We start from the raw sequence: 17,615 nt of genomic DNA, 5'->3' as shown, positions 1-17,615 counted from the left end.
TTAAGGTTTCGCCGGTGTAGCTCAGTTGGTAGAGCAGCGCATTCGTAATGCGAAGGTCGTAGGTTCGACTCCTATCTCCGGCACCACTTGAAGTAGAAAGGGCAACCCACTCGGGTTGCCCTTTTTGCTTTGGGGGGCCCGGCTTGTGGCGCCCCCTCTTGCAAGCGTCCCGCCCTACCCGTTCACGCGATGGCGCGATGGCGCGGTTTCGCCATTACGACAACGCGGAGTGATGTTGATAGGCCGGACGCCAGCCATCCCTCGCAGCGGGCATGGGGACAAAGCCATCGTGACCGAGCATCTGGTAGACCACCGCCTCGATACGCTCGATCGATGCCGACTTCGGCAACTGCTCGATCACGCCGCACGACGTGTTCGTCTCCGGTATGCGCAGCCACATGTTGTCCGACAGCAGCAGGATGCGCGCGCTAGGCATGACGTGGTGCAGCCGGCGTAGCAGGTACCAGTTGTCGGCGGTGTCGGCGGACATGCCGAAGACCACGATGGCGGGTTCCGTGGTGTGTTGCAGCGAGACGATGGCAGCGGGTTCCATCACCCGCACCGCACCGATCCCGGCCATGCGCTCCAGCATCCGTTGCATGCCCAGTCGGATCAGCGGCTGGCTTTCGATCACGATCGTGTCCATGGCAATCTCCCCGTATGTGTTTTGAGTGCAGGAGACACCGCAAACCCCGTGCCAGCGGAAAGCCGCTCATCCGATCAGCGTGCACGGCCACACGCGTAACGCCCGCAACCCTTGAAAACCCGGGCTTTACGGGCAGTTGGGGCGCCGCGCCATGCGACTTCCTGGCTGCCACGGCCGGTCACTCCCAACGTTACGCGTGACGTAACGCGTCACCCTCCCCGGCGTAACGCGTGACGCGGAATACACGAAGCGCACGGCGGGGGTCAGCTTACCGTGATGCGATCCTCGACCACGCGCACCTGGCCGCCGGACTTGTCCTCCATGACCTTCAGCACCTTGTGGCCCACCTGCAGCGTCACGCCACCGTGGATACGTCGGCTGGCCGCGATCACGGCATCGTCGGTCGGCTTGATCTGCTCGTTGAGCTTGGCGATTTCCGCATCGAGCTCGAACAGTTCCCGATTGATCTTGTACATCGTGGCCCGAGCCTTCTCACGGACGTCGCCCTGTGCGCGCTCGGGATGCTTGGCAAAGAACGCCACCAGCTGCTGCAGCTTCGCCTGATCGTCGAGTACATGGCGGCGGCGCGCTTCCAGATCTGCCTTCTGCTCGTCAGCGAACGGATTCAGCCCAACATGCACGGCGGTGGCACTGCCGGCGGGCGCGCCCAGGATGGCGGCACTGACCGCCTGCAACGCACGCGTGCGTCCGCCACTGATACTGCCCTGCCCCGTCGGCGTGCCGACCGCCACGCGCTCGCCCGCCGAGACATCGCTCTGGCGGATACCGCTTTCGACAATGACCTCGGTGGCCGCCTCGACAATCGCGTTCTGGATGAAGCGCGCATGCACGGCACCCTTGCTGCGCACGCTGGCGATTTCACTCGGGGCACCGCCATGGGCGGCTTCCGCCTTGCCGATGATACCGCCCTTGACGATCACATCGCCGCCCGCTTCCACATGGGCAGCCTCGATCGTGCCTTGCACCACCACATCGCCGGTCACGCGTACGGTCATGCCCGTGCGGATGTCGCCCGATACCCGCAGCGAGCCATCGAACGTGACATTGCCCGAATGCAGGTCCACGGCCTCCACGTCCACCACCGGGCTGACGATCACGCCATTGGGCAGCACGCGGGGCGAGCCAGCGATCACCGCCAGCAACAGGTTCGGATCATTGGGATCGACGGCCACGCCGGTCATGTCCGCAGCGAACGGGGTGTCCACCACCGCGTCGGCGGCAATCGGCTTGCCGAGCACGTCCATGCCGTCCTTGCCCATCCGCGCAGGTGTGCGGCGCATCAGCGCAGTACCCGGATTGACCAGCAGCAGGCTGCCCAGATCGCGCAGGTCCACGCGATCGTCTTCGTTCTCCACCTGGGCAGGACGAGGTTGCTGCACGAGGCTGTCGAAACGCGCCGCCTCGCCTTGCACAGGTGCCACGCCACGCGCAATCTCGCGGCCTTCGCAACTGCCCGCTTCCAGCGCCACGCCAATGGCGGCGGAGTCGAGCAGTGCCACGATCTTCATCGATGCTGCCGCTGCCGCGATATCTTCTTCCGCAATCGGACGTCCACCCTCGGGCGGCATCAGCGTCAGCAACAGTTGCAGCTTGTCTGCGGTGATTTCCAGTTCGAACGCGCCGTCCAGCACGCTGCCGATCACGGCATCGATCTCGCGATCGGTCAACTGGCATTGGGTCAGGAAACCCGTCACGGCAGACGGGTCGAGGCGCGCCCCCTCCCAGCCATGGTCGGCCAGTTCGGCGTCCAGCGCCGCCCGGTCGGGCGGCAGGCGCCCCGGCTCGGGCGCAAAGCATGCTCTAACCTGATCGCCGGGTTGGCTCAGCTCCAGGCGCAATCCCATGTCCGCTGTCATGGCTCCCCACTTTCTCGTTCTAAAGTGGCGACAGCCGGCCAGGGTCGATGCCCCGAAGGTTTTCCGCAAAACCCGCCGCAACCGCGCCAACTCTGCTTGTCGTGATCCACAGATCAACGGCAGGAAGCGAAGTGAACTTTAGCCCACAAAAGTAGGGGGCCCTGGTTTTCGGTAAACTGTCGCCCTTTCCAGCATCACCCCCACACCCTGATGTCCAGCCAGAACGAAGTCCGCCCGGGACAATCCATCGAACTGCTCAAGGAGCTTCATATCCTGACGCGCGATGGCAAGATGAACCAGGACAGCCGCCGCAAGCTCAAGCAGGTCTACCACCTGTTCCAGTTCATCGAACCGCTGCTGCGCGAAGTGAAGGACGCCCGCGGCGCCGTCTCGCTGGTGGACCACGGCGCCGGCAAGTCGTACCTCGGCTTCATCCTCTACGACCTGTTCTTCAAGGATCTGAAGGACACCTCCCACATCTACGGGATCGAAACCCGCGAGGAACTGGTGGCCAGTTCCGAGGCGCTGGCAAAACGTCTGGGTTTTCCGGGGATGTCTTTCCTGAACCTGTCGGTCGCCGATTCGATCGAATCGTCGGTGCTGCCGGAGACGGTCGATGTCGTCACGGCACTGCATGCATGCAACACCGCCACCGACGATGCCATCCGCTTTGCACTAGGCAAGCGCGCGCAGCATATCGTGCTGGTGCCGTGCTGCCAGGCCGAGGTGGCTTCCGTTCTGCGCAAGCACAAGGGCCGCATGCTGGCGGGCAATCCGATGACGGAAATCTGGCGACATCCGCTGCACACGCGCGAGTTTGGCAGCCAGTTGACCAATGTGCTGCGCTGCCTGCAACTGGAGGCGCACGGCTATCAGGTCAGCGTGACGGAACTGGTGGGCTGGGAACACTCGATGAAAAACGAACTGATCATCGCCCAGTACAAGGACCTGCCGCGCCGCCGTCCGGCCGAGCGCCTGCAGCAAGTGCTGGAATCAGTGGGACTGGAAGAACTGCACGAGCGGTTCTTTACGGATACCGCTGCGGCGTAGCATCCCTCCCTCAATGGCGGGTCAGAGATCGCTCTTGCCCGCCATCCATTCGAGCCAGCCGGCATGGCCCAGCCGGCGAACCGTCTCCATGTTCCGCTCGTAGATATCTTCAGCTTCGGGAAATACCTCCGCCGCACGCGCGATGCTGTCTTCGCGCAGCAGATGGAAGATCGGATACGGCGCGCGATTCGTATAGTTCTCGATATCGTCCGGCCCGGTCCCCTCGAACCGATACTGCGGATGGAAGCTCGCGATCTGCAGCGTGCCATCCAAACGCAGGCTCTGCAGCAATTGGTCCGCCACGTAGAGAAAGTCGTTGTAGGCGAGGAAGTCCGACAGTGCATGCGGCACGATCAGCAGCGTGGTGTCGATGGCCTCCGGATCGGATTCCACCAGCAGCGTCAGCTCGCGCTCCAGTTCATCGAGCAGGTCCTCGTCGCGCGTGGCATCGCTGACCACGTAGCGCACCTGCCCTTTCACATGCACGCTCTTGGCAAACGGACACAGGTTCAGGCCGATCACGGCACGCGTGAGCCAGTGCCGTACCTCGCCCTTGATGCGAGCGACGTCGACATTATCGTGATCGTCCCCGTCGCCCTTCTGCGTCATCGTCACTGTCCGTTGGTGATGTGCAGCGCCACGGCTTCGGCCACTTCGATGCCGTCGATCGCCGCCGAGTAGATGCCGCCGGCATAGCCCGCGCCTTCGCCCGCCGGATACAGGCCACGCACGTTGATGCTCTGGCAGTCGTCACGGTTACGGCGAATCCGCAGCGGCGACGACGTGCGCGTCTCCACGCCCGTCAGCACTGCATCGTGCATCGCAAACCCGGCAATCTTCTTGTCGAGTTCCGGCAGCGCTTCGCGAATGGCATCGATCACGTAGTCCGGCAGCGACGTACTCAGGTCGGTCGGCGTCACGCCCGGCTTGTACGACGGCTCCACCGAACCCAACGCGGTCGATGCGCGGCCCGCCACAAAGTCGCCGACCAGTTGGGCCGGTGCGCGATAGTCGGCGCCGCCCAGTTCAAACGCGCGCTCTTCCCACTTGCGCTGGAAGGCGATACCCGCCAGCGGGCCACCCGGGAAATCCTCGTCGGGGGTGATGCCCACGACGATGCCGGCGTTGGCATTGCGCTCGGCACGGTAATACTGGCTCATGCCGTTCGTCACCAGCCGGCCCGGCTCCGATGCCGCCGCCACCACCGTACCGCCCGGGCACATACAGAAGCTGTATACGGCGCGGCCGTTGCTCGCGTGATGCACGACCTTGTAGTCGGCAGCGCCCAGCAGTTTGTTGCCGGCGAACTTGCCGAAGCGGCTACGGTTGATCAGGCCCTGCGGATGTTCGATGCGGAAGCCCAGCGAGAACGGCTTGGCCTCCATGAACACGCCACGGTCATGCAGCATGTGGAAGGTATCGCGCGCGCTATGGCCCACGGCCAGGATCACGTGATCGCACGCCAGGTAGTCCCCATTCGACAGCTTCAGGCCGCGCACATGGCCATTGTCGATATCGATATCGTCGACGCGTGTCTCGAAGCGGATTTCAGCACCCAGTTCCAGCATCTCCGCGCGCATCTTCTCGACCATGCTGACCAGCCGGAACGTGCCGATGTGCGGACGCGCCTTGTACAGGATGTCTTCGGGCGCGCCTGCGCGCACGAATTCCTCCAGCACCTTGCGGCCATAGTGCTTGGGGTCCTTGATCTGGCTATAGAGCTTGCCGTCCGAGAACGTGCCCGCACCGCCTTCGCCGAACTGCACGTTCGACTCGGGGTTCAGCACATTCTTGCGCCAGAGGCCGAACGTATCCTTGGTGCGCTCGCGCACTTCCTTGCCACGTTCGAGAATGATCGGGCGAAAACCCATCTGGGCCAGGATCAAACCGGCCAGCAGGCCGCACGGCCCAAGCCCGATCACCACGGGGCGCAGCTTCGGGCCGCCTTCGGGTGCCTTCGCCACGAAGTGGTACGCCATGTCGGGCGTCACGCTCCAGTTCGGCTTGCGGAACATCCGCTTGATCGCCGCGGCTTCGTCCTTGACCTCGATGTCGATGATGTAGGTCAGCTTGATATCGTCGCGCTTGCGCGCATCGTGCGCGCGGCGGAAGACGGTGAACTTGACGAGGCCGTCGCCCTTGACACCGATTTGAGCGAGATGGCTGCGCACGGCAGCCTCCAGGTCGCCCTCGGCATGGTCGAGCGGGAGTTTGACTTCACTGAGACGTAGCATGGGGTACCGATTGTTCTGCGGCCTTGTCGTCTGGTGGCCGGGCGTTACCCAGCAGGAGGCCAGAACGGCCGAGCCGGGATTTTATCAGCCGCCACAGGCTTGGGCGCGGCGGCAGCGCCATGATCTGCAACTGCGCAGCAGAATGCGCCTCGATCCGATACCAGCCCGCCTCTTCGATCACCTGCACACCCTCTCCATCGAGTTCGCTCCCGACAGTGAAGATGCCGCCCGCCAGCCAGCGCGGCGCGGTGTGCAGGGCAATGCGCCCCGCATTCACGCGCACCACCACGCCCGAGGTCAGGTGAATCATGAGACTTTGCCCGGCTGCAAGACGAAGGATCCGGGTGACGATATCGGGGGCTGGCATGTGTTTCTCCTGGCAACATTTCGAGCCTCCAGACTATCGGCCGGCCTTTCCCCTCAACAGGCACAAGCGTTTGAGCACGATGCCAGAACAGATACGATGATTTTGCTCTGTTACGATACAGAACCCCTGAATCTGTATCTGTTCCGGACATCGCCCGCGCGCGATGATGCCTCCCATGTCTGCCGTACCCTCCGCCCTTCGTGCTGCATCCGCCCCGCTCTACCAGCAGGTGGCGGGACACTATCGCCAGGCCATTGCGGCCGGCACGCTGACCACGGGCGATCGCATGCCGTCCGTGCGGACGCTGATGGGACTCCACAACGTCAGTTTGTCCACCGCCCTGCAAGCGTGCCGGGAACTGGAAGCGGCCGGTTTGCTGGAAGCGCGCCCGCGCTCCGGCTACTTCGTGGCGGCCCCGCAGCGCCCTGCGCTAGCCCCGATCGAGGAGCCCGCCCCAGGGCTGCCCGACCCGGCACAGTATGTGGGCATTCACCAGCGTATTTCCGCAATCCTTGCCCGCAGCCGCCACCACCAGGTCAACCTCGGCGGTGCGTGTGGCGCGCCGGAGTTGTATCCGGCCGACGACCTGCGCCACGCCGCCATCCGCGCGCTGCGCAAGCAGCCCGACCTCTTCGGCAGTTCCGTCGAGGCTGACGGCCATCCGGCCTTCCGCGCCGCACTTGCCCGGCATGCGCTGCGCCACAAGATCCATGTATCGCCGGAAGAGATCGTCGTCACCCATGGCGCCACCGAGGCGCTGACGCTCGCGCTGCGCGCCGTGGCCGTGCCAGGCGACATCATCGCGGTGGAGTCGCCCACCTACTACGGCCTGCTGCAGATCCTGGAGAGCCTCGGCATGCAGGCACTCGAAATCCCTTGCAGCCCGCAGACCGGGATCTCGCTCGAAGCACTGGAACTGGCCGCGCAGACCTACGACAACATCAAGGCGGTCTGCGTCGTGCCCAACCTGCAGAACCCGCTGGGCTGCGTGATGCCCGACGCCCACAAGCAGCGGCTTGTGGCATGGTGTGCCGCGCGTGGCATCGCCATGATCGAGGACGACTGCTGCTCGGCCACGTTCGATGACGATGTGCCGCTGACCGCCGCCAAGTCCTGGGATACGACCGGCACCGTCATCCACTGCGCGTCGCTGCACAAAATCCTCGCGCCCGGCATGCGGCTCGGCTGGATCACCGGTGGCCGGTGGCAGGCGCGCGTGGAGATGTTGAAGTTCGGGCTGTCTCGCCCCAACGAGATGCTGACCCAGATCGCCGTGGCCGAGTACATGGGCACCGGCGCGTTCGAGCGGCACCTGCGGCGTCTGCGCACGCAGCTCCGCATGCAGCGCGAGTGGGTAGCGCAAAAGGTAGCCGCGACATTCCCATCCGGCACGCGGCTCACGCTGCCGCGCGGCGGGCTGCACATCTGGCTGGAGATGCCCGCCAATGTCTCGTCGGAAGCCCTTTTCGAACAGGTGCTGCGCGACGGTATCCGCGTGATGCCCGGCGCGATGTTTTCGAACTCCAACCGTTTCAATCACTACCTGCGACTCAACTGCGGCAACCTCCGCACACCTCAGCTAGAGGCCGCGCTCGACACCGTGGCCGCCGCCGCACGCCGCCTGGCGGCCTGACCAGCGTGGCGCGGACGCCAACAGGCGTTTCGCTCCCGCAAGATTTCTCCCCAAGTGAGGCGCGCTCGCCTATCCTAATGCGCGATATGCCATCCATCACAACAAGGGAGAAGAACTTGGGGCACGCATCGGTCGCCGCACGGCTCGACAACGACTATCAGACCCTGTTTCAGCTCGCGCCCGTCTCGCTCTGGCTGGAAGACTTCAGCGCAGTGCGCCAGGCGTTCGACGCGCTACGGGCCGATGGCGTCTCCGACCTGCGGGGATACCTGCGCGAGCATCCGTCCGAAGTGGCCCGCTGCTCGGCGCTGATCCGCGTGCTCGACGTCAATCGCCGCACGCTGGACCTGTTCCGCGCCAGTGACCTGGCCGACCTCGTCGCCAACCTCGACACGGTGTTCCGCGACGACATGTTCGACCAGCACGTGGAGGAACTCGGCCAACTCTGGGATGGCGGCCAGCACTTCGAGAGCCAGACCGTCAACTACACGCTCGATGGCGACCGGCTCGACATCCGCCTGGAAGCCAGCGTCATGCCAGGCCACGAGCATGACTGGTCGCGCGTGCTGCTGTCGATCGAGGACATCACGGCACGTGTACGCGCCGATCGCGAGCTGCGCCGCAGCCAGCAATACGCGCGCGGACTGTTCGAACATTCGCCGGTATCGCTATGGGTGGAAGACTTCAGCGTCGTGAAGATGCTGCTCGACGAAGTGCGGGCTGCGGGCATCACGGACTTCCGCACCTTCCTGAACGTCCACCCCGATTTCGTCTCGCGCTGCATGCAGGAAATCCGCGTGCTCGACGTGAACCAGCAAACGCTGTCGATGTTCGGCGCGCCGAGCAAGGACATCCTGCTGTCGCGCCTCGGCGACGTGTTCCGCGACGACATGCGCATCCACTTCGCCGAGCAACTCGTCGATCTCTGGCACGAGAAACTCTGGCAGCAACGCGAAGTCATCAACTACGCGCTCGACGGCCGCGCGGTCGATGTCTTCATGCAATGGTCGGTCTTCCCCGGCTGCGAATCCGACTGGGATCAGGTGCTCGTATCGCTGACCGATATCACCGCGCGCAAGAAGGCTGAAGCCTACGTAGAGTTCCTGGGCAAGCACGACGTGCTGACCAAACTCTACAACCGTGCGTACTACGAGGACGAACTGGCCCGCCTGGGCCGCAAGGGCCCCTGGCCCGTCAGCGTGATTGCCGTAGACCTGAACGGCCTGAAGATCATCAACGACCAGTTCGGACACAGCGATGGCGACGCCCTGCTGCGCCGCACCGGCGAAGTCCTCAAGAAGGCCGTGGGCGAACAAGCCTGCATCGCCCGCATCGGCGGCGACGAATTCATGGTCCTGCTGGCCGGCCGCGACGAACGTGGCGCCGCCACCGTGGTCGAGCAGATCGAGGAAGTCGTGGGTCTCAACAACCAGTTCTATCCCGGTGCGCGACTGTCTTTCTCCATCGGCGCGGCAACCTGTTCGCAAGGGGACCGGCTGACGGACACGGTGAAGCTATCGGACAGCCGGATGTACGAAGCCAAGCGTGCGCACTATGAAGCGTTGGGCAATGAGCGGCGAGGATAGTACTGCTCGATCGCCCAACAAAAAAGCCGGCAATTCAGCCGGCTTTTTTAATACAACGTCCCGTTCGATCAGAGGAAGACGATCAACGCCACCCCACCGATGATCAGACCGAACTTCGTCATCTTGTACACGGTCTTGTTCCATGCCTTGAAGCGGCGACGGTACTGGCCGCCGAGCCAGACAAAGCGGAACAGCTTGTTGATCATGCCGGTCTGGTCGGTATCGTCATTCGGCGAGCTGGCTGCCGTCATGACCTTGCGGCCCATCCAGTGGTTAACGGCCGCGGCCCAGCGGTAGCGCATCGGACGTTCGATGTCGCAGAAGAGGATCAGGCGATCGGTCTCGCTGCGGTTCTCGGCCCAGTGCAGGTAGGTCTCGTCGAAGACCACGCCATGACCATCGCGCCAGCTATGACGCTCGCCATCAACCTCGATAAAACAGCGGTCGTCGTTCGGCGTGGAGAGACCCAGGTGATAGCGCAGCGAACCGGCAAACGGATCACGGTGCGGATTGAGTTTGCCGCCCGGCGGCAGTTCGGCAAACATCGCCGCCTTGACCGTCGGCATCTCGCGCAGCAGCGCTACGGTATTGGGGCACAGCTGCTCGGCGGACGGATGCTGGGCTTCGTACCACTTGAGGTAAAAACGCTTCCAGCCGTACTTGAAGAACGAGTTGAAACCGGCGTCATCGTTCTTGTCCGCGGCCTTGATCTTGCGCATCGCGATCAGCGCCAGGCCTTCGTCGCGAATCTGCGGCCAGGCAGCGCGCAGCTTTTCGAGATCAGGAAAACGCTCGACGGGAATATACGGCGTGCGCGGTACCCCCGAGAACAGATACATAAAGCAATTCACGGGCGCAACCAATGCCGAATGGTCGAGCATCTGGCGCATGAACGGCAACCTGACCTTGCCGCGGAAATGCACATACAAGATGGCACCTACGTAAGCCGCGACGATAATCCACTTGATCACCCGAATTCTCCAAGACAAACCCACCCAACGGATCGTCCGAACGGGTAGAAACGCCGTATTTTAGCGAATTGGCGCGCTTCGCGCAGTGTGTGCGCAAGTCACCACATCGATAATCGATGCGGGATTATCCCCGCGATTGCCGGGAAATCCGGTCGATCAGCACCCGGGCATCTTCGGCCTTGCCCATCAAGGTCAGCAGGCGCGCATTGAGCACGATGTTTTCGAGCACGAGCTTGGCGGTGGAGACCCAGAGTGTTGCCAACAAGGCATCCTGCGACATGCCCGACGACTCCAGTTCGATGGACCGCTCGGCAATCAGCTTGCACGCCAGCGCCCGCAGCTTGACGTCGTCGAACGGCAGGTTGGCGTAGTCGATGGGATCGGCCTTCTCCACTTCGATGATCAGTTGCAGCAGCATGTCTTCAGTCATCCCGGACTCCTGGAGATGGGCAGATCAAACTCGGAAATCGGCGGCCATATCGGTATCGGTGCGCGCCTCGAGACGCCCCGAGCGGCAGGCATCGACAAAGATCTCGTAATCGCGCTCCACCTGATCAGCATAGGCATTGGCGTAGATCACCAGCGCATCGGCTATGCGGTCACTGGTACCAAGATAGCCGCTGATCTCGGCGGCGAGCCCGCCTGCCTTGGCATGCGCACGCGCCAGCACCCACCCGCACACTCGCGCGTAGAAGTTGAGCAGGTTGGTATCCATCAGCTCCAGATCGGCCGAGAACTTCATGTCGCGCAACTGGCGGATATAGAAGTGCCGGCCGAATGGGCCCTTGGACCAGCCCAGGAACAGATCGCTTGCCGCCTGCATCAGTCGCTGCCCGTCCACTACCCGGCGCCCTTCATGCGCCACTGACGGCGATTCGAAATACCGCGCGACAACGGACTTCGATGCTTCCTTGACCTGCAGGAACAACGGCTTGCCATGGGTATCGATCATCAACTGGATCAGGCACCGCGTACCGACACTGCCGACGCCCACCACCTTGAACGCCATGTCGTGCAGCTTGAAATGCGAGAGCAACTGGCGGCGATCCGGTGCCAGCGTGGCCGTGTAGTCACCGAAACACTTGTTGACGATGGCGGCGGGATCATCGACGCCGAGCCAGTCATCGTCGGGGTCGAACAAGGTTTGCTCACCGCGCACATGGAAGATGGCCGGTGGCGCATCAAGAATGCGCCACCGGTCGCCTTCACCCTCTCGTATGCCGAGCTTTGGCAATAACGCCTCGTGCGTGCGCTCGGCAGCGCGATCCATGGCGCGACGGATACGCTTCTGAACGTCGGGGTCCGACGCATTGTCGAGCAGCCGCTCGAATGTGATGCGGTCATACCAGGTATCCAGGATACCCATCTCCGCATATTCGGCCATACGGTCGCGATAACTGGAGACGACATGACGAACCATCTCGTCCGCAGCCACTGAACCGTGCCGAAAATGCCGGGCCGCAACCACGAAGCTCGCCACCAGCCGCTTGACATCCCACTCCCAGGGGCCGGGACTTGTCTCATCGAAATCGTTGACGTCGAACAGCAGCGCACGCTCGGGTGTAGCAAATCCACCGAAGTTCGAAAGGTGGCAATCGCCGCAGATCTGGTGGATCACGCCTGAATGCCGGGTGCCGGCCAGGTCATGTGCCTGGATAATCGCGCTGCCTCGGAAGAATGTGAAGGGCGACGCAATCATTCGCCCGTATCGAAGCGGAATCAGCTTGGGCACGCGCCCCTCGCTACTCTGCTTGAGCAACGCGACGGGGTCGCGATCGATGTTGCCGATCACTTCATGTTCGCGCCGGGGCACCATCTGCCGCAGAGCCCTGCCTCGTTCGCGCCGTTCCTGCAACTCCGCTTGAGTTTCCACAATGCCTCCACGGCTCACCGAGCCAATGACAACATTTGTGCAGCAATGTAACCACGCTAAGACAGCAGCGTCACATTGTCAATTTGCTGGTTCACACAGCATTCCAGCAACGGCTGGCGCACTTTCTGCGCCGCCGCGGCGCCCATGACATGCGATGCCACAAATATCAGACGCTTCCCTACAAAAACGTCACACCCAAGCGTGTAAGCTGTGGTCTCTGTTTCGCATTGCCAACGAGAAGAACAGCAATCATGACAAAGAGTTTTCTTGCAGCCATGCGTCAATACGTGTGGTTCAGAGGGGTGAAGCACCATGTGGTCCAGGGCGTGGAAGCGCTCGGAGATCTTCTGAAGTCGCCGTCCGTCGCCGCGCGTGCCGTTGCCGCCATCGTGTCCGAGACGGAGCATGGCGTCCAGGTATGGGTGTCCTACTTCGGCAAGCCGATGGATCCGCATACCAACTACGTACTATGGCCGCAGCGCGCGCTGAAACCGGCCCGACGACGCGTAGCCATCCCACCGCAATTGTCGCGGCGCGACTAAGCGCCGTTGCTCCCGCATTCCTGATATTCGACAGCCAAGGAGACGCCATGCCCGAGCCGCAACACGACGAAGCATTGGTCAACAATCTTCTGGAGCGCATTTCCGCGCTGTCGGTCAGCGCGTTCGATGGCGCCGACATCGACCAGGAACTCAAGCAACTGATGAAGGACGCCGCGCAACAATGTGGCAGCGGCGGCAATCTTGCCGTGCTGGCATCGCGCCTGAAGGATCGCGCCGAGGCAGCGGAACGCGAAGGTCAGCCACAGGTGCGCGATACGTTCGCACAAGCTGCATCATTGCTGAAAGCGTGACGACACTCTGTGCGCTGAAGCGGTACTGATCGAAGTTTGAGAAGGTTGGCCGAACGGCCTGGGAACTGCTGGGAAACTACTCGATGACTGCCGAGACTCTCAGGGGTTCCAATACAAGGTACTGGTTGCGGGGGCAGGATTTGAACCTGCGACCTTCGGGTTATGAGCCCGACGAGCTGCCAGACTGCTCCACCCCGCGTCTGAGAAAAAAGATTATGCAGTAATGTGACGGATCTGGCAAGCACTTCATGCACCAAAATGAAAAAAGCCTCAGGCATGCCTGAGGCTTTTTCAATGAGGCCGGGCGTTACGCACGGCGCCGTCGATCATTTTCCGCCTCACCTTCGAGACGCGCTACGGTCTCCGACACGTATCGATTGACATGTTCCAGCGCCTCTAGCTTTGTATCGAACGGCTGACGTGGAAATGGATTGTGTCGCGCCATCAAGACCTCACCACCGTGCCGCCGAATAATTTCGATCATGATCGCCCACTTATCCTTGGGCATGGCAAGCACTTCATAGACGATCCTGAAGCCTTCGTACTCGGGCATCGCACCTCCTGTTTTCTGCAGCTGGCACGCACCGCGGCGCGCCTTATCTGCAGACTAGGAGTGATACCCCAAACCAAAAATGATCTCGATCAAATCGACCTTGATGACAGCCTTTTCGCGTCGATATGGACCGTTGCACGCATCGCAAGGAACTTAGTCTCTTATCTACCGAGCGTCACCCAGCAGCTTGTCGATCCACGCATAAGCCGCGGCAAACGCAGCCACCTCGGCCGCATGCCGTGTGGCAAACACATGCGCGCCGCTCGACAGGATTTCCGTATCGCCTGCATCGGCAGGATCCGCACCCTCCTGGCCCACGCGCACTTCGTAGCCCCAGGTCTGTGTATCGCCAACACTGCCGGCCACGGCATCGCGATGCGATGTCACCAGAACGTATGCATCCATGCCGCGATAGCCTTCCACGCGCCACTCTTCTTGCTGCATGTGCGTCCCCTCGATGGGTTGTCGATAAGGGTTCGAGCCTTGCAACGCGGCGCCGTTCCCGACTCGACACAAAACAAATCCCGAGCGCCCAATGCAAAAAGGGCTTCCATTTCTGGAAGCCCTTCTCACGTATTGGTTGGCGCGGCTGGCAGGATTCGAACCCACGACCCCTTGGTTCGTAGCCAAGTACTCTATCCAACTGAGCTACAGCCGCAACCGAGAAAAGAGATTGTATAGAAGTTTTCAGTTTTGTGAAACCCCTTGCGCGCATTTTTTCTTCCGAGGCGTCCGGCGCGAGCAACTTCCTATAATGAGAGCCCGATGAAGTGATCCGGACCATGAACAAGGCATTTGTCAAAGAGTCGTCCAACGATGACGACGATGATCTTCCCGAAGGCGCCACACCGCTGCCTGCCGGCACCAAGAACTACATCACCGCGACTGGCTATCAACGGCTGCGCGATGAGCTGATGCACCTGATCGATGTGGATCGCCCTGACGTCGTGCAGATCGTGTCGTGGGCAGCATCGAACGGCGACCGCTCCGAGAATGGCGACTATCTCTACGGCAAGAAGCGCCTGCGCGAAATCGACCGACGCATCCGCTTCCTTACACGCCGGCTGGACAAGGCCGAAGTCGTCGATCCCTCGCTGCAGGGCGACAATGACCAGATCTTCTTCGGTGCCACGGTCACTTACGCGAACCAGTCGGGCGAAGAAACGACCATCACCATCGTCGGCATGGACGAGGTCGATCTCGACAGCAATCACGTAAGCTGGATCTCACCGATCGCCAAGGCACTGATCAAGGCGCGCGAAGGGGACACGGTGCCACTACGCACGCCGGTCGGCGTTGAACAGATCGATATCCTGGAAGTGCGCTACCCCGCGAAAGGCACAGCCGAAGGATAGCGGTCAGCCGTCGTTCCGGTCGCGGAAGATACGGATGACGTCCGGATTGCGACGCAGTGCCCGCATGACGTTGGCGAGATGCAGGCGGTTCTGCACCTGGATCACGAATTGCATATAGGTGGCCTCCTGATGGCCGCCCTGCTGCTGTTCCATCGCCACGTGCGCCACATTGGCGTCGGCAGAGGTCAGGTCCGCCGCCACGCGTGCGACGATACCCTTGACGTTGTGGACCATGATCTTGATCGACACGTCGAACGCACGCGTCGTCTTCTTGGCCCACATTACCTCGATCCAGTGCTCGGGGTCCTTGCTGTGCAGGCGCTTGGCCACCTTGCAGTCCTGTACGTGGATCTGCAGCCCTTCGCCCTTGCCCAGATAACCAACGATGGAGTCGCCAGGGATCGGACGGCAGCATGCCGAGAAGATCATCGACATACCCTCGTCGCCGGTGATCGGCACCGCCGGGGCTTCCTCGCCAGCAAACGTCTGCACGGCCGCCAGCAGCGCGCTGTCGACATCGCCGGAGAGTTCCTGCAGCAGGATTTCCATGCGGCGCGCCACAACTGCAGGCACGCGCCGGCCCAGCGCCAGGTCCGCGAAGATATCTTCGCGCGCCTTGTTGCCGGTCCACTGGATCATCCGCTCCCACACCGACTGCGGCACCGCCTTGAGTTCGATACCAAGCTGGCGCGCGGACTGGTCCAGCAGGCGCTCGCCAAGCTGGATGGCCTCGTCGAGCTTCGTCGTCTTCAGGAAATGGCGAATCGCCGCACGCGCCTTGCCGGTGCGCACGAAGGCCAGCCAAGCAGGATTCGGCTTCGAGTATGGCGCTGTGACCACCTCGACGATATCGCCACTCTTGAGCTCCGTGCGCAGCGGCAGCATTTCGTTGTTGATCTTGACCGCAACGCACTGGTTACCCAGGTCGCTGTGCACCGCGTACGCAAAGTCCAGCGCCGTGGCACCACGCGGCAGCGCACGGATATGGCCCTTCGGCGTGAAGACATAGACGGCATCCGGGAACAGGTCGATCTTGACGTGCTCCAGGAACTCCTGCGAATCACCAGTCTGACTCTGGATATCGAGCAGCGACTGCAGCCACTGGTGGGCCTGATGCTGGATATCGTTGGCGTGGTCGGCCTGGTGCTTGTACATCCAGTGCGCAGCCACGCCGGCCTCGGCGATCTGGTGCATCCCGCGTGTACGGATCTGGAACTCCACCGGCGTGCCGAACGGTCCCACCAGAGTCGTATGCAGCGACTGATAGCCGTTGATCTTCGGAATCGCGATGTAGTCCTTGAACTTGCCAGGCATAGGCTTGTACAAGCCGTGCAGCGCGCCCATTGCCATGTAGCAGTGCATCTGCGTTTCCACGACCACGCGGAAACCATAGACATCAAGCACTTGCGAGAACGACAACTGCTTGTCGTGCATCTTGCGATAGATGCTGTACAGCGTCTTCTCGCGCCCCGAGAGTTCGGCCACGATGCCCGCCTGCGCCAGCGACGCCTGCGCGGCTTCGAGAATCCGCTTCACCACTTCGCGCCGATTGCCGCGCGCGGCCTTGACGGCTTTCTCCAGCGTGGCATAACGGAACGGCGAGCCTACCTTGAACGACAACTCCTGCAGTTCGCGGTAGATCGTGTTGAGACCCAGCCGGTGCGCGATCGGCGCATAGATCTCCATTGTTTCCAGCGCGATCCGGCGCCGCTTCTCGGGCGGCACGAAATCGAGCGTGCGCATGTTGTGCGTGCGATCAGCCAGCTTGACCAGGATCACCCGCACATCGCGCGCCATCGCCAGCAGCATCTTGCGGAAGCTCTCCGCCTGCGCCTGCTCGCGGCTCTGGAATTCGAGCTTGTCCAGCTTGGTCAGACCATCGACGAGTTCGGCGACCTTCGGACCGAATTTCTCGGCCAGTTCGCTCTTCGTGATGCCCTGATCTTCCATCACGTCATGCAGCAATGCCGCCATGATGGATTGCACATCGAGCTTCCAGTCCGCGCACAACTCCGCCACGGCAACCGGATGCGTAATGTACGGCTCGCCGCTCTGCCGGTACTGTCCGAGATGCGCCTCGTCCGAGAACTGGAACGCCTCGCGCACTAATGTCTGGTCAGCCGGCTTCAGATAGGCCAGCTTCTCCATCAGGCGCGTGATGGAGATAACCTGCTGGCGCGGCGGCACCGCCGGCTGCGAGGTCGGCCCGAAGAAGTGCCGGTATGACTGCGCCAGCACCGCGTCGATGAACAGATCACCACCCGGCGGCGCAGGCACGGTACCGGCCACGGGCTCCGCTACCAGATCATTCGCCAGTGCAGCACGCGACTTGCCCTGCTGCATCGGCGGGACAACGGCACGTTCCCCGACGACGTTGTCGCCGAGCGGATCGGGAAGATTGGGAGCACCAGTTCGGGCAGTCACAGAAGGAGATTGTCCGGAGCGCTTACGTCCTGGGACGGTAGCTGACGGTGCGGCAGTCAAGGAGGGAGAGACCGGAACGGCCTCTGGAGACGGCGTACCAGGCGCCACCGAAGTGGCGGATGCGCCGCCCAAAACAGATGAAGCCTTCGTTGCCGGCGCTCCACGCGAGTCGTCCGCGCCGGAGGTTTCCGGC

17 protein-coding genes and 3 tRNA genes are annotated in these 17,615 nt (G+C 62.3%); 7 read left to right on the top strand and 13 right to left on the bottom strand.

The features are described from left to right. Nucleotides 1-10 precede the first annotated feature (10 nt). Nucleotides 11-86: transfer RNA gene (locus tag FFS21_RS00415), tRNA-Thr, on the top strand. Nucleotides 87-214: 128 nt separating this feature from the next. On the opposite strand, the gene FFS21_RS00410 is transcribed toward FFS21_RS00415, so the two are convergent. Both FFS21_RS00410 and FFS21_RS00405 read right to left on the bottom strand, forming a co-directional pair. Then, nucleotides 215-646: a response regulator gene (locus FFS21_RS00410; protein ID WP_212745206.1), complete on the bottom strand. Its 432-nt coding sequence runs from the start codon at nt 644-646 to the stop codon at nt 215-217. Nucleotides 647-909: 263 nt separating this feature from the next. After that, a complete protein-coding gene (locus FFS21_RS00405; RefSeq protein ID WP_137922963.1) occupies nt 910-2,523 on the bottom strand; it encodes a flagellar assembly protein A in 1,614 nt (537 codons plus the stop codon). 210 nt (nt 2,524-2,733) lie between these two features. On the opposite strand from FFS21_RS00405, the gene FFS21_RS00400 reads away from it, so the two are divergent. After that, nucleotides 2,734-3,573, top strand: a complete 840-nt coding sequence (locus FFS21_RS00400) for a class I SAM-dependent methyltransferase (RefSeq protein ID WP_137922962.1) — start codon at nt 2,734-2,736, stop codon at nt 3,571-3,573. 21 nt (nt 3,574-3,594) lie between these two features. Here the strand turns inward: FFS21_RS00400 and FFS21_RS00395 are convergent, their stop codons facing one another. From FFS21_RS00395 to FFS21_RS00385, 3 genes are read right to left on the bottom strand one after another with little or no spacing between them, the layout of a single operon-like run. Beyond that, the gene (locus FFS21_RS00395; RefSeq protein ID WP_137922961.1) at nt 3,595-4,182 is read right to left on the bottom strand and encodes a DUF1415 domain-containing protein; all 588 of its coding nucleotides are present in this window, start codon (nt 4,180-4,182) and stop codon (nt 3,595-3,597) included. A gap of 2 nt (nt 4,183-4,184) precedes the next feature. Then, nucleotides 4,185-5,807 carry an NAD(P)/FAD-dependent oxidoreductase gene (locus FFS21_RS00390; RefSeq protein ID WP_137922960.1) on the bottom strand — a complete coding sequence of 541 codons (1,623 nt, stop codon included), beginning with the start codon at nt 5,805-5,807 and terminating at the stop codon, nt 4,185-4,187. Then, a complete protein-coding gene (locus FFS21_RS00385) occupies nt 5,791-6,174 on the bottom strand; it encodes a hypothetical protein (RefSeq protein WP_137922959.1) in 384 nt (127 codons plus the stop codon). The genes FFS21_RS00390 and FFS21_RS00385 overlap by 17 nt, the downstream gene beginning before the upstream one ends. Nucleotides 6,175-6,349: 175 nt before the next feature. Between FFS21_RS00385 and FFS21_RS00380 the strand changes: the two genes are divergently transcribed. After that, on the top strand, nt 6,350-7,807 hold the full coding sequence (locus FFS21_RS00380; RefSeq protein ID WP_137922958.1) for an aminotransferase-like domain-containing protein: 1,458 nt from the start codon (nt 6,350-6,352) through the stop codon (nt 7,805-7,807). A gap of 86 nt (nt 7,808-7,893) precedes the next feature. After that, a complete protein-coding gene (locus tag FFS21_RS00375) occupies nt 7,894-9,393 on the top strand; it encodes a sensor domain-containing diguanylate cyclase (RefSeq protein ID WP_137922957.1) in 1,500 nt (499 codons plus the stop codon). A 68-nt stretch (nt 9,394-9,461) separates the two neighbouring features. On the opposite strand, the gene lpxO is transcribed toward FFS21_RS00375, so the two are convergent. The 3 genes from lpxO to FFS21_RS00360 all read right to left on the bottom strand — a co-directional run bounded on the left by lpxO (nt 9,462) and on the right by FFS21_RS00360 (nt 12,237). After that, on the bottom strand, nt 9,462-10,364 hold the full coding sequence (gene lpxO, locus FFS21_RS00370; RefSeq protein ID WP_137922956.1) for a lipid A hydroxylase LpxO: 903 nt from the start codon (nt 10,362-10,364) through the stop codon (nt 9,462-9,464). 124 nt (nt 10,365-10,488) lie between these two features. Further along, complete coding sequence (locus FFS21_RS00365) at nt 10,489-10,794, bottom strand: hypothetical protein (protein ID WP_137922955.1); 306 nt, start codon at nt 10,792-10,794, stop codon at nt 10,489-10,491. A 24-nt stretch (nt 10,795-10,818) separates the two neighbouring features. Continuing rightward, the gene (locus FFS21_RS00360; protein WP_502705145.1) at nt 10,819-12,237 is read right to left on the bottom strand and encodes a DUF2252 domain-containing protein; all 1,419 of its coding nucleotides are present in this window, start codon (nt 12,235-12,237) and stop codon (nt 10,819-10,821) included. Between the two features lie 251 nt (nt 12,238-12,488). On the opposite strand from FFS21_RS00360, the gene FFS21_RS00355 reads away from it, so the two are divergent. After that, on the top strand, nt 12,489-12,779 hold the full coding sequence (locus FFS21_RS00355) for a hypothetical protein (RefSeq protein ID WP_137922954.1): 291 nt from the start codon (nt 12,489-12,491) through the stop codon (nt 12,777-12,779). Nucleotides 12,780-12,826: 47 nt separating this feature from the next. Beyond that, nucleotides 12,827-13,090 (top strand): hypothetical protein, encoded by a 264-nt coding sequence (locus FFS21_RS00350; RefSeq protein WP_137922953.1) that lies wholly within the window; start codon nt 12,827-12,829, stop codon nt 13,088-13,090. A gap of 122 nt (nt 13,091-13,212) precedes the next feature. Here the strand turns inward: FFS21_RS00350 and FFS21_RS00345 are convergent. The 4 genes from FFS21_RS00345 to FFS21_RS00330 all read right to left on the bottom strand — a co-directional run bounded on the left by FFS21_RS00345 (nt 13,213) and on the right by FFS21_RS00330 (nt 14,301). Next, nucleotides 13,213-13,289: transfer RNA gene (locus FFS21_RS00345), tRNA-Met, on the bottom strand. A gap of 108 nt (nt 13,290-13,397) precedes the next feature. Then, on the bottom strand, nt 13,398-13,643 hold the full coding sequence (locus FFS21_RS00340) for a hypothetical protein (protein ID WP_137922952.1): 246 nt from the start codon (nt 13,641-13,643) through the stop codon (nt 13,398-13,400). A gap of 165 nt (nt 13,644-13,808) precedes the next feature. Further along, entirely contained in the window at nt 13,809-14,087 is a 279-nt protein-coding gene (locus FFS21_RS00335; protein ID WP_137922951.1) for a hypothetical protein, read from the bottom strand. Between the two features lie 137 nt (nt 14,088-14,224). Next, nucleotides 14,225-14,301: transfer RNA gene (locus tag FFS21_RS00330), tRNA-Arg, on the bottom strand. A 124-nt stretch (nt 14,302-14,425) separates the two neighbouring features. Between FFS21_RS00330 and greB the strand changes: the two genes are divergently transcribed. Further along, the gene (gene greB / locus FFS21_RS00325) at nt 14,426-14,998 is read left to right on the top strand and encodes a transcription elongation factor GreB (RefSeq protein WP_137922950.1); all 573 of its coding nucleotides are present in this window, start codon (nt 14,426-14,428) and stop codon (nt 14,996-14,998) included. A 3-nt stretch (nt 14,999-15,001) separates the two neighbouring features. On the opposite strand, the gene FFS21_RS00320 is transcribed toward greB, so the two are convergent. Further along, nucleotides 15,002-17,422, bottom strand: a complete 2,421-nt coding sequence (locus FFS21_RS00320; protein WP_137922949.1) for a RelA/SpoT family protein — start codon at nt 17,420-17,422, stop codon at nt 15,002-15,004. Nucleotides 17,423-17,615 lie beyond the last annotated feature (193 nt).

The organism is Cupriavidus sp. 2SB, from assembly GCF_005503625.1.
Classification (GTDB): domain Bacteria; phylum Pseudomonadota; class Gammaproteobacteria; order Burkholderiales; family Burkholderiaceae; genus Cupriavidus.
The sequence above is the reverse complement of the archived record's forward strand: the minus strand, read 5'-3'. Positions and strand labels throughout refer to the sequence as shown.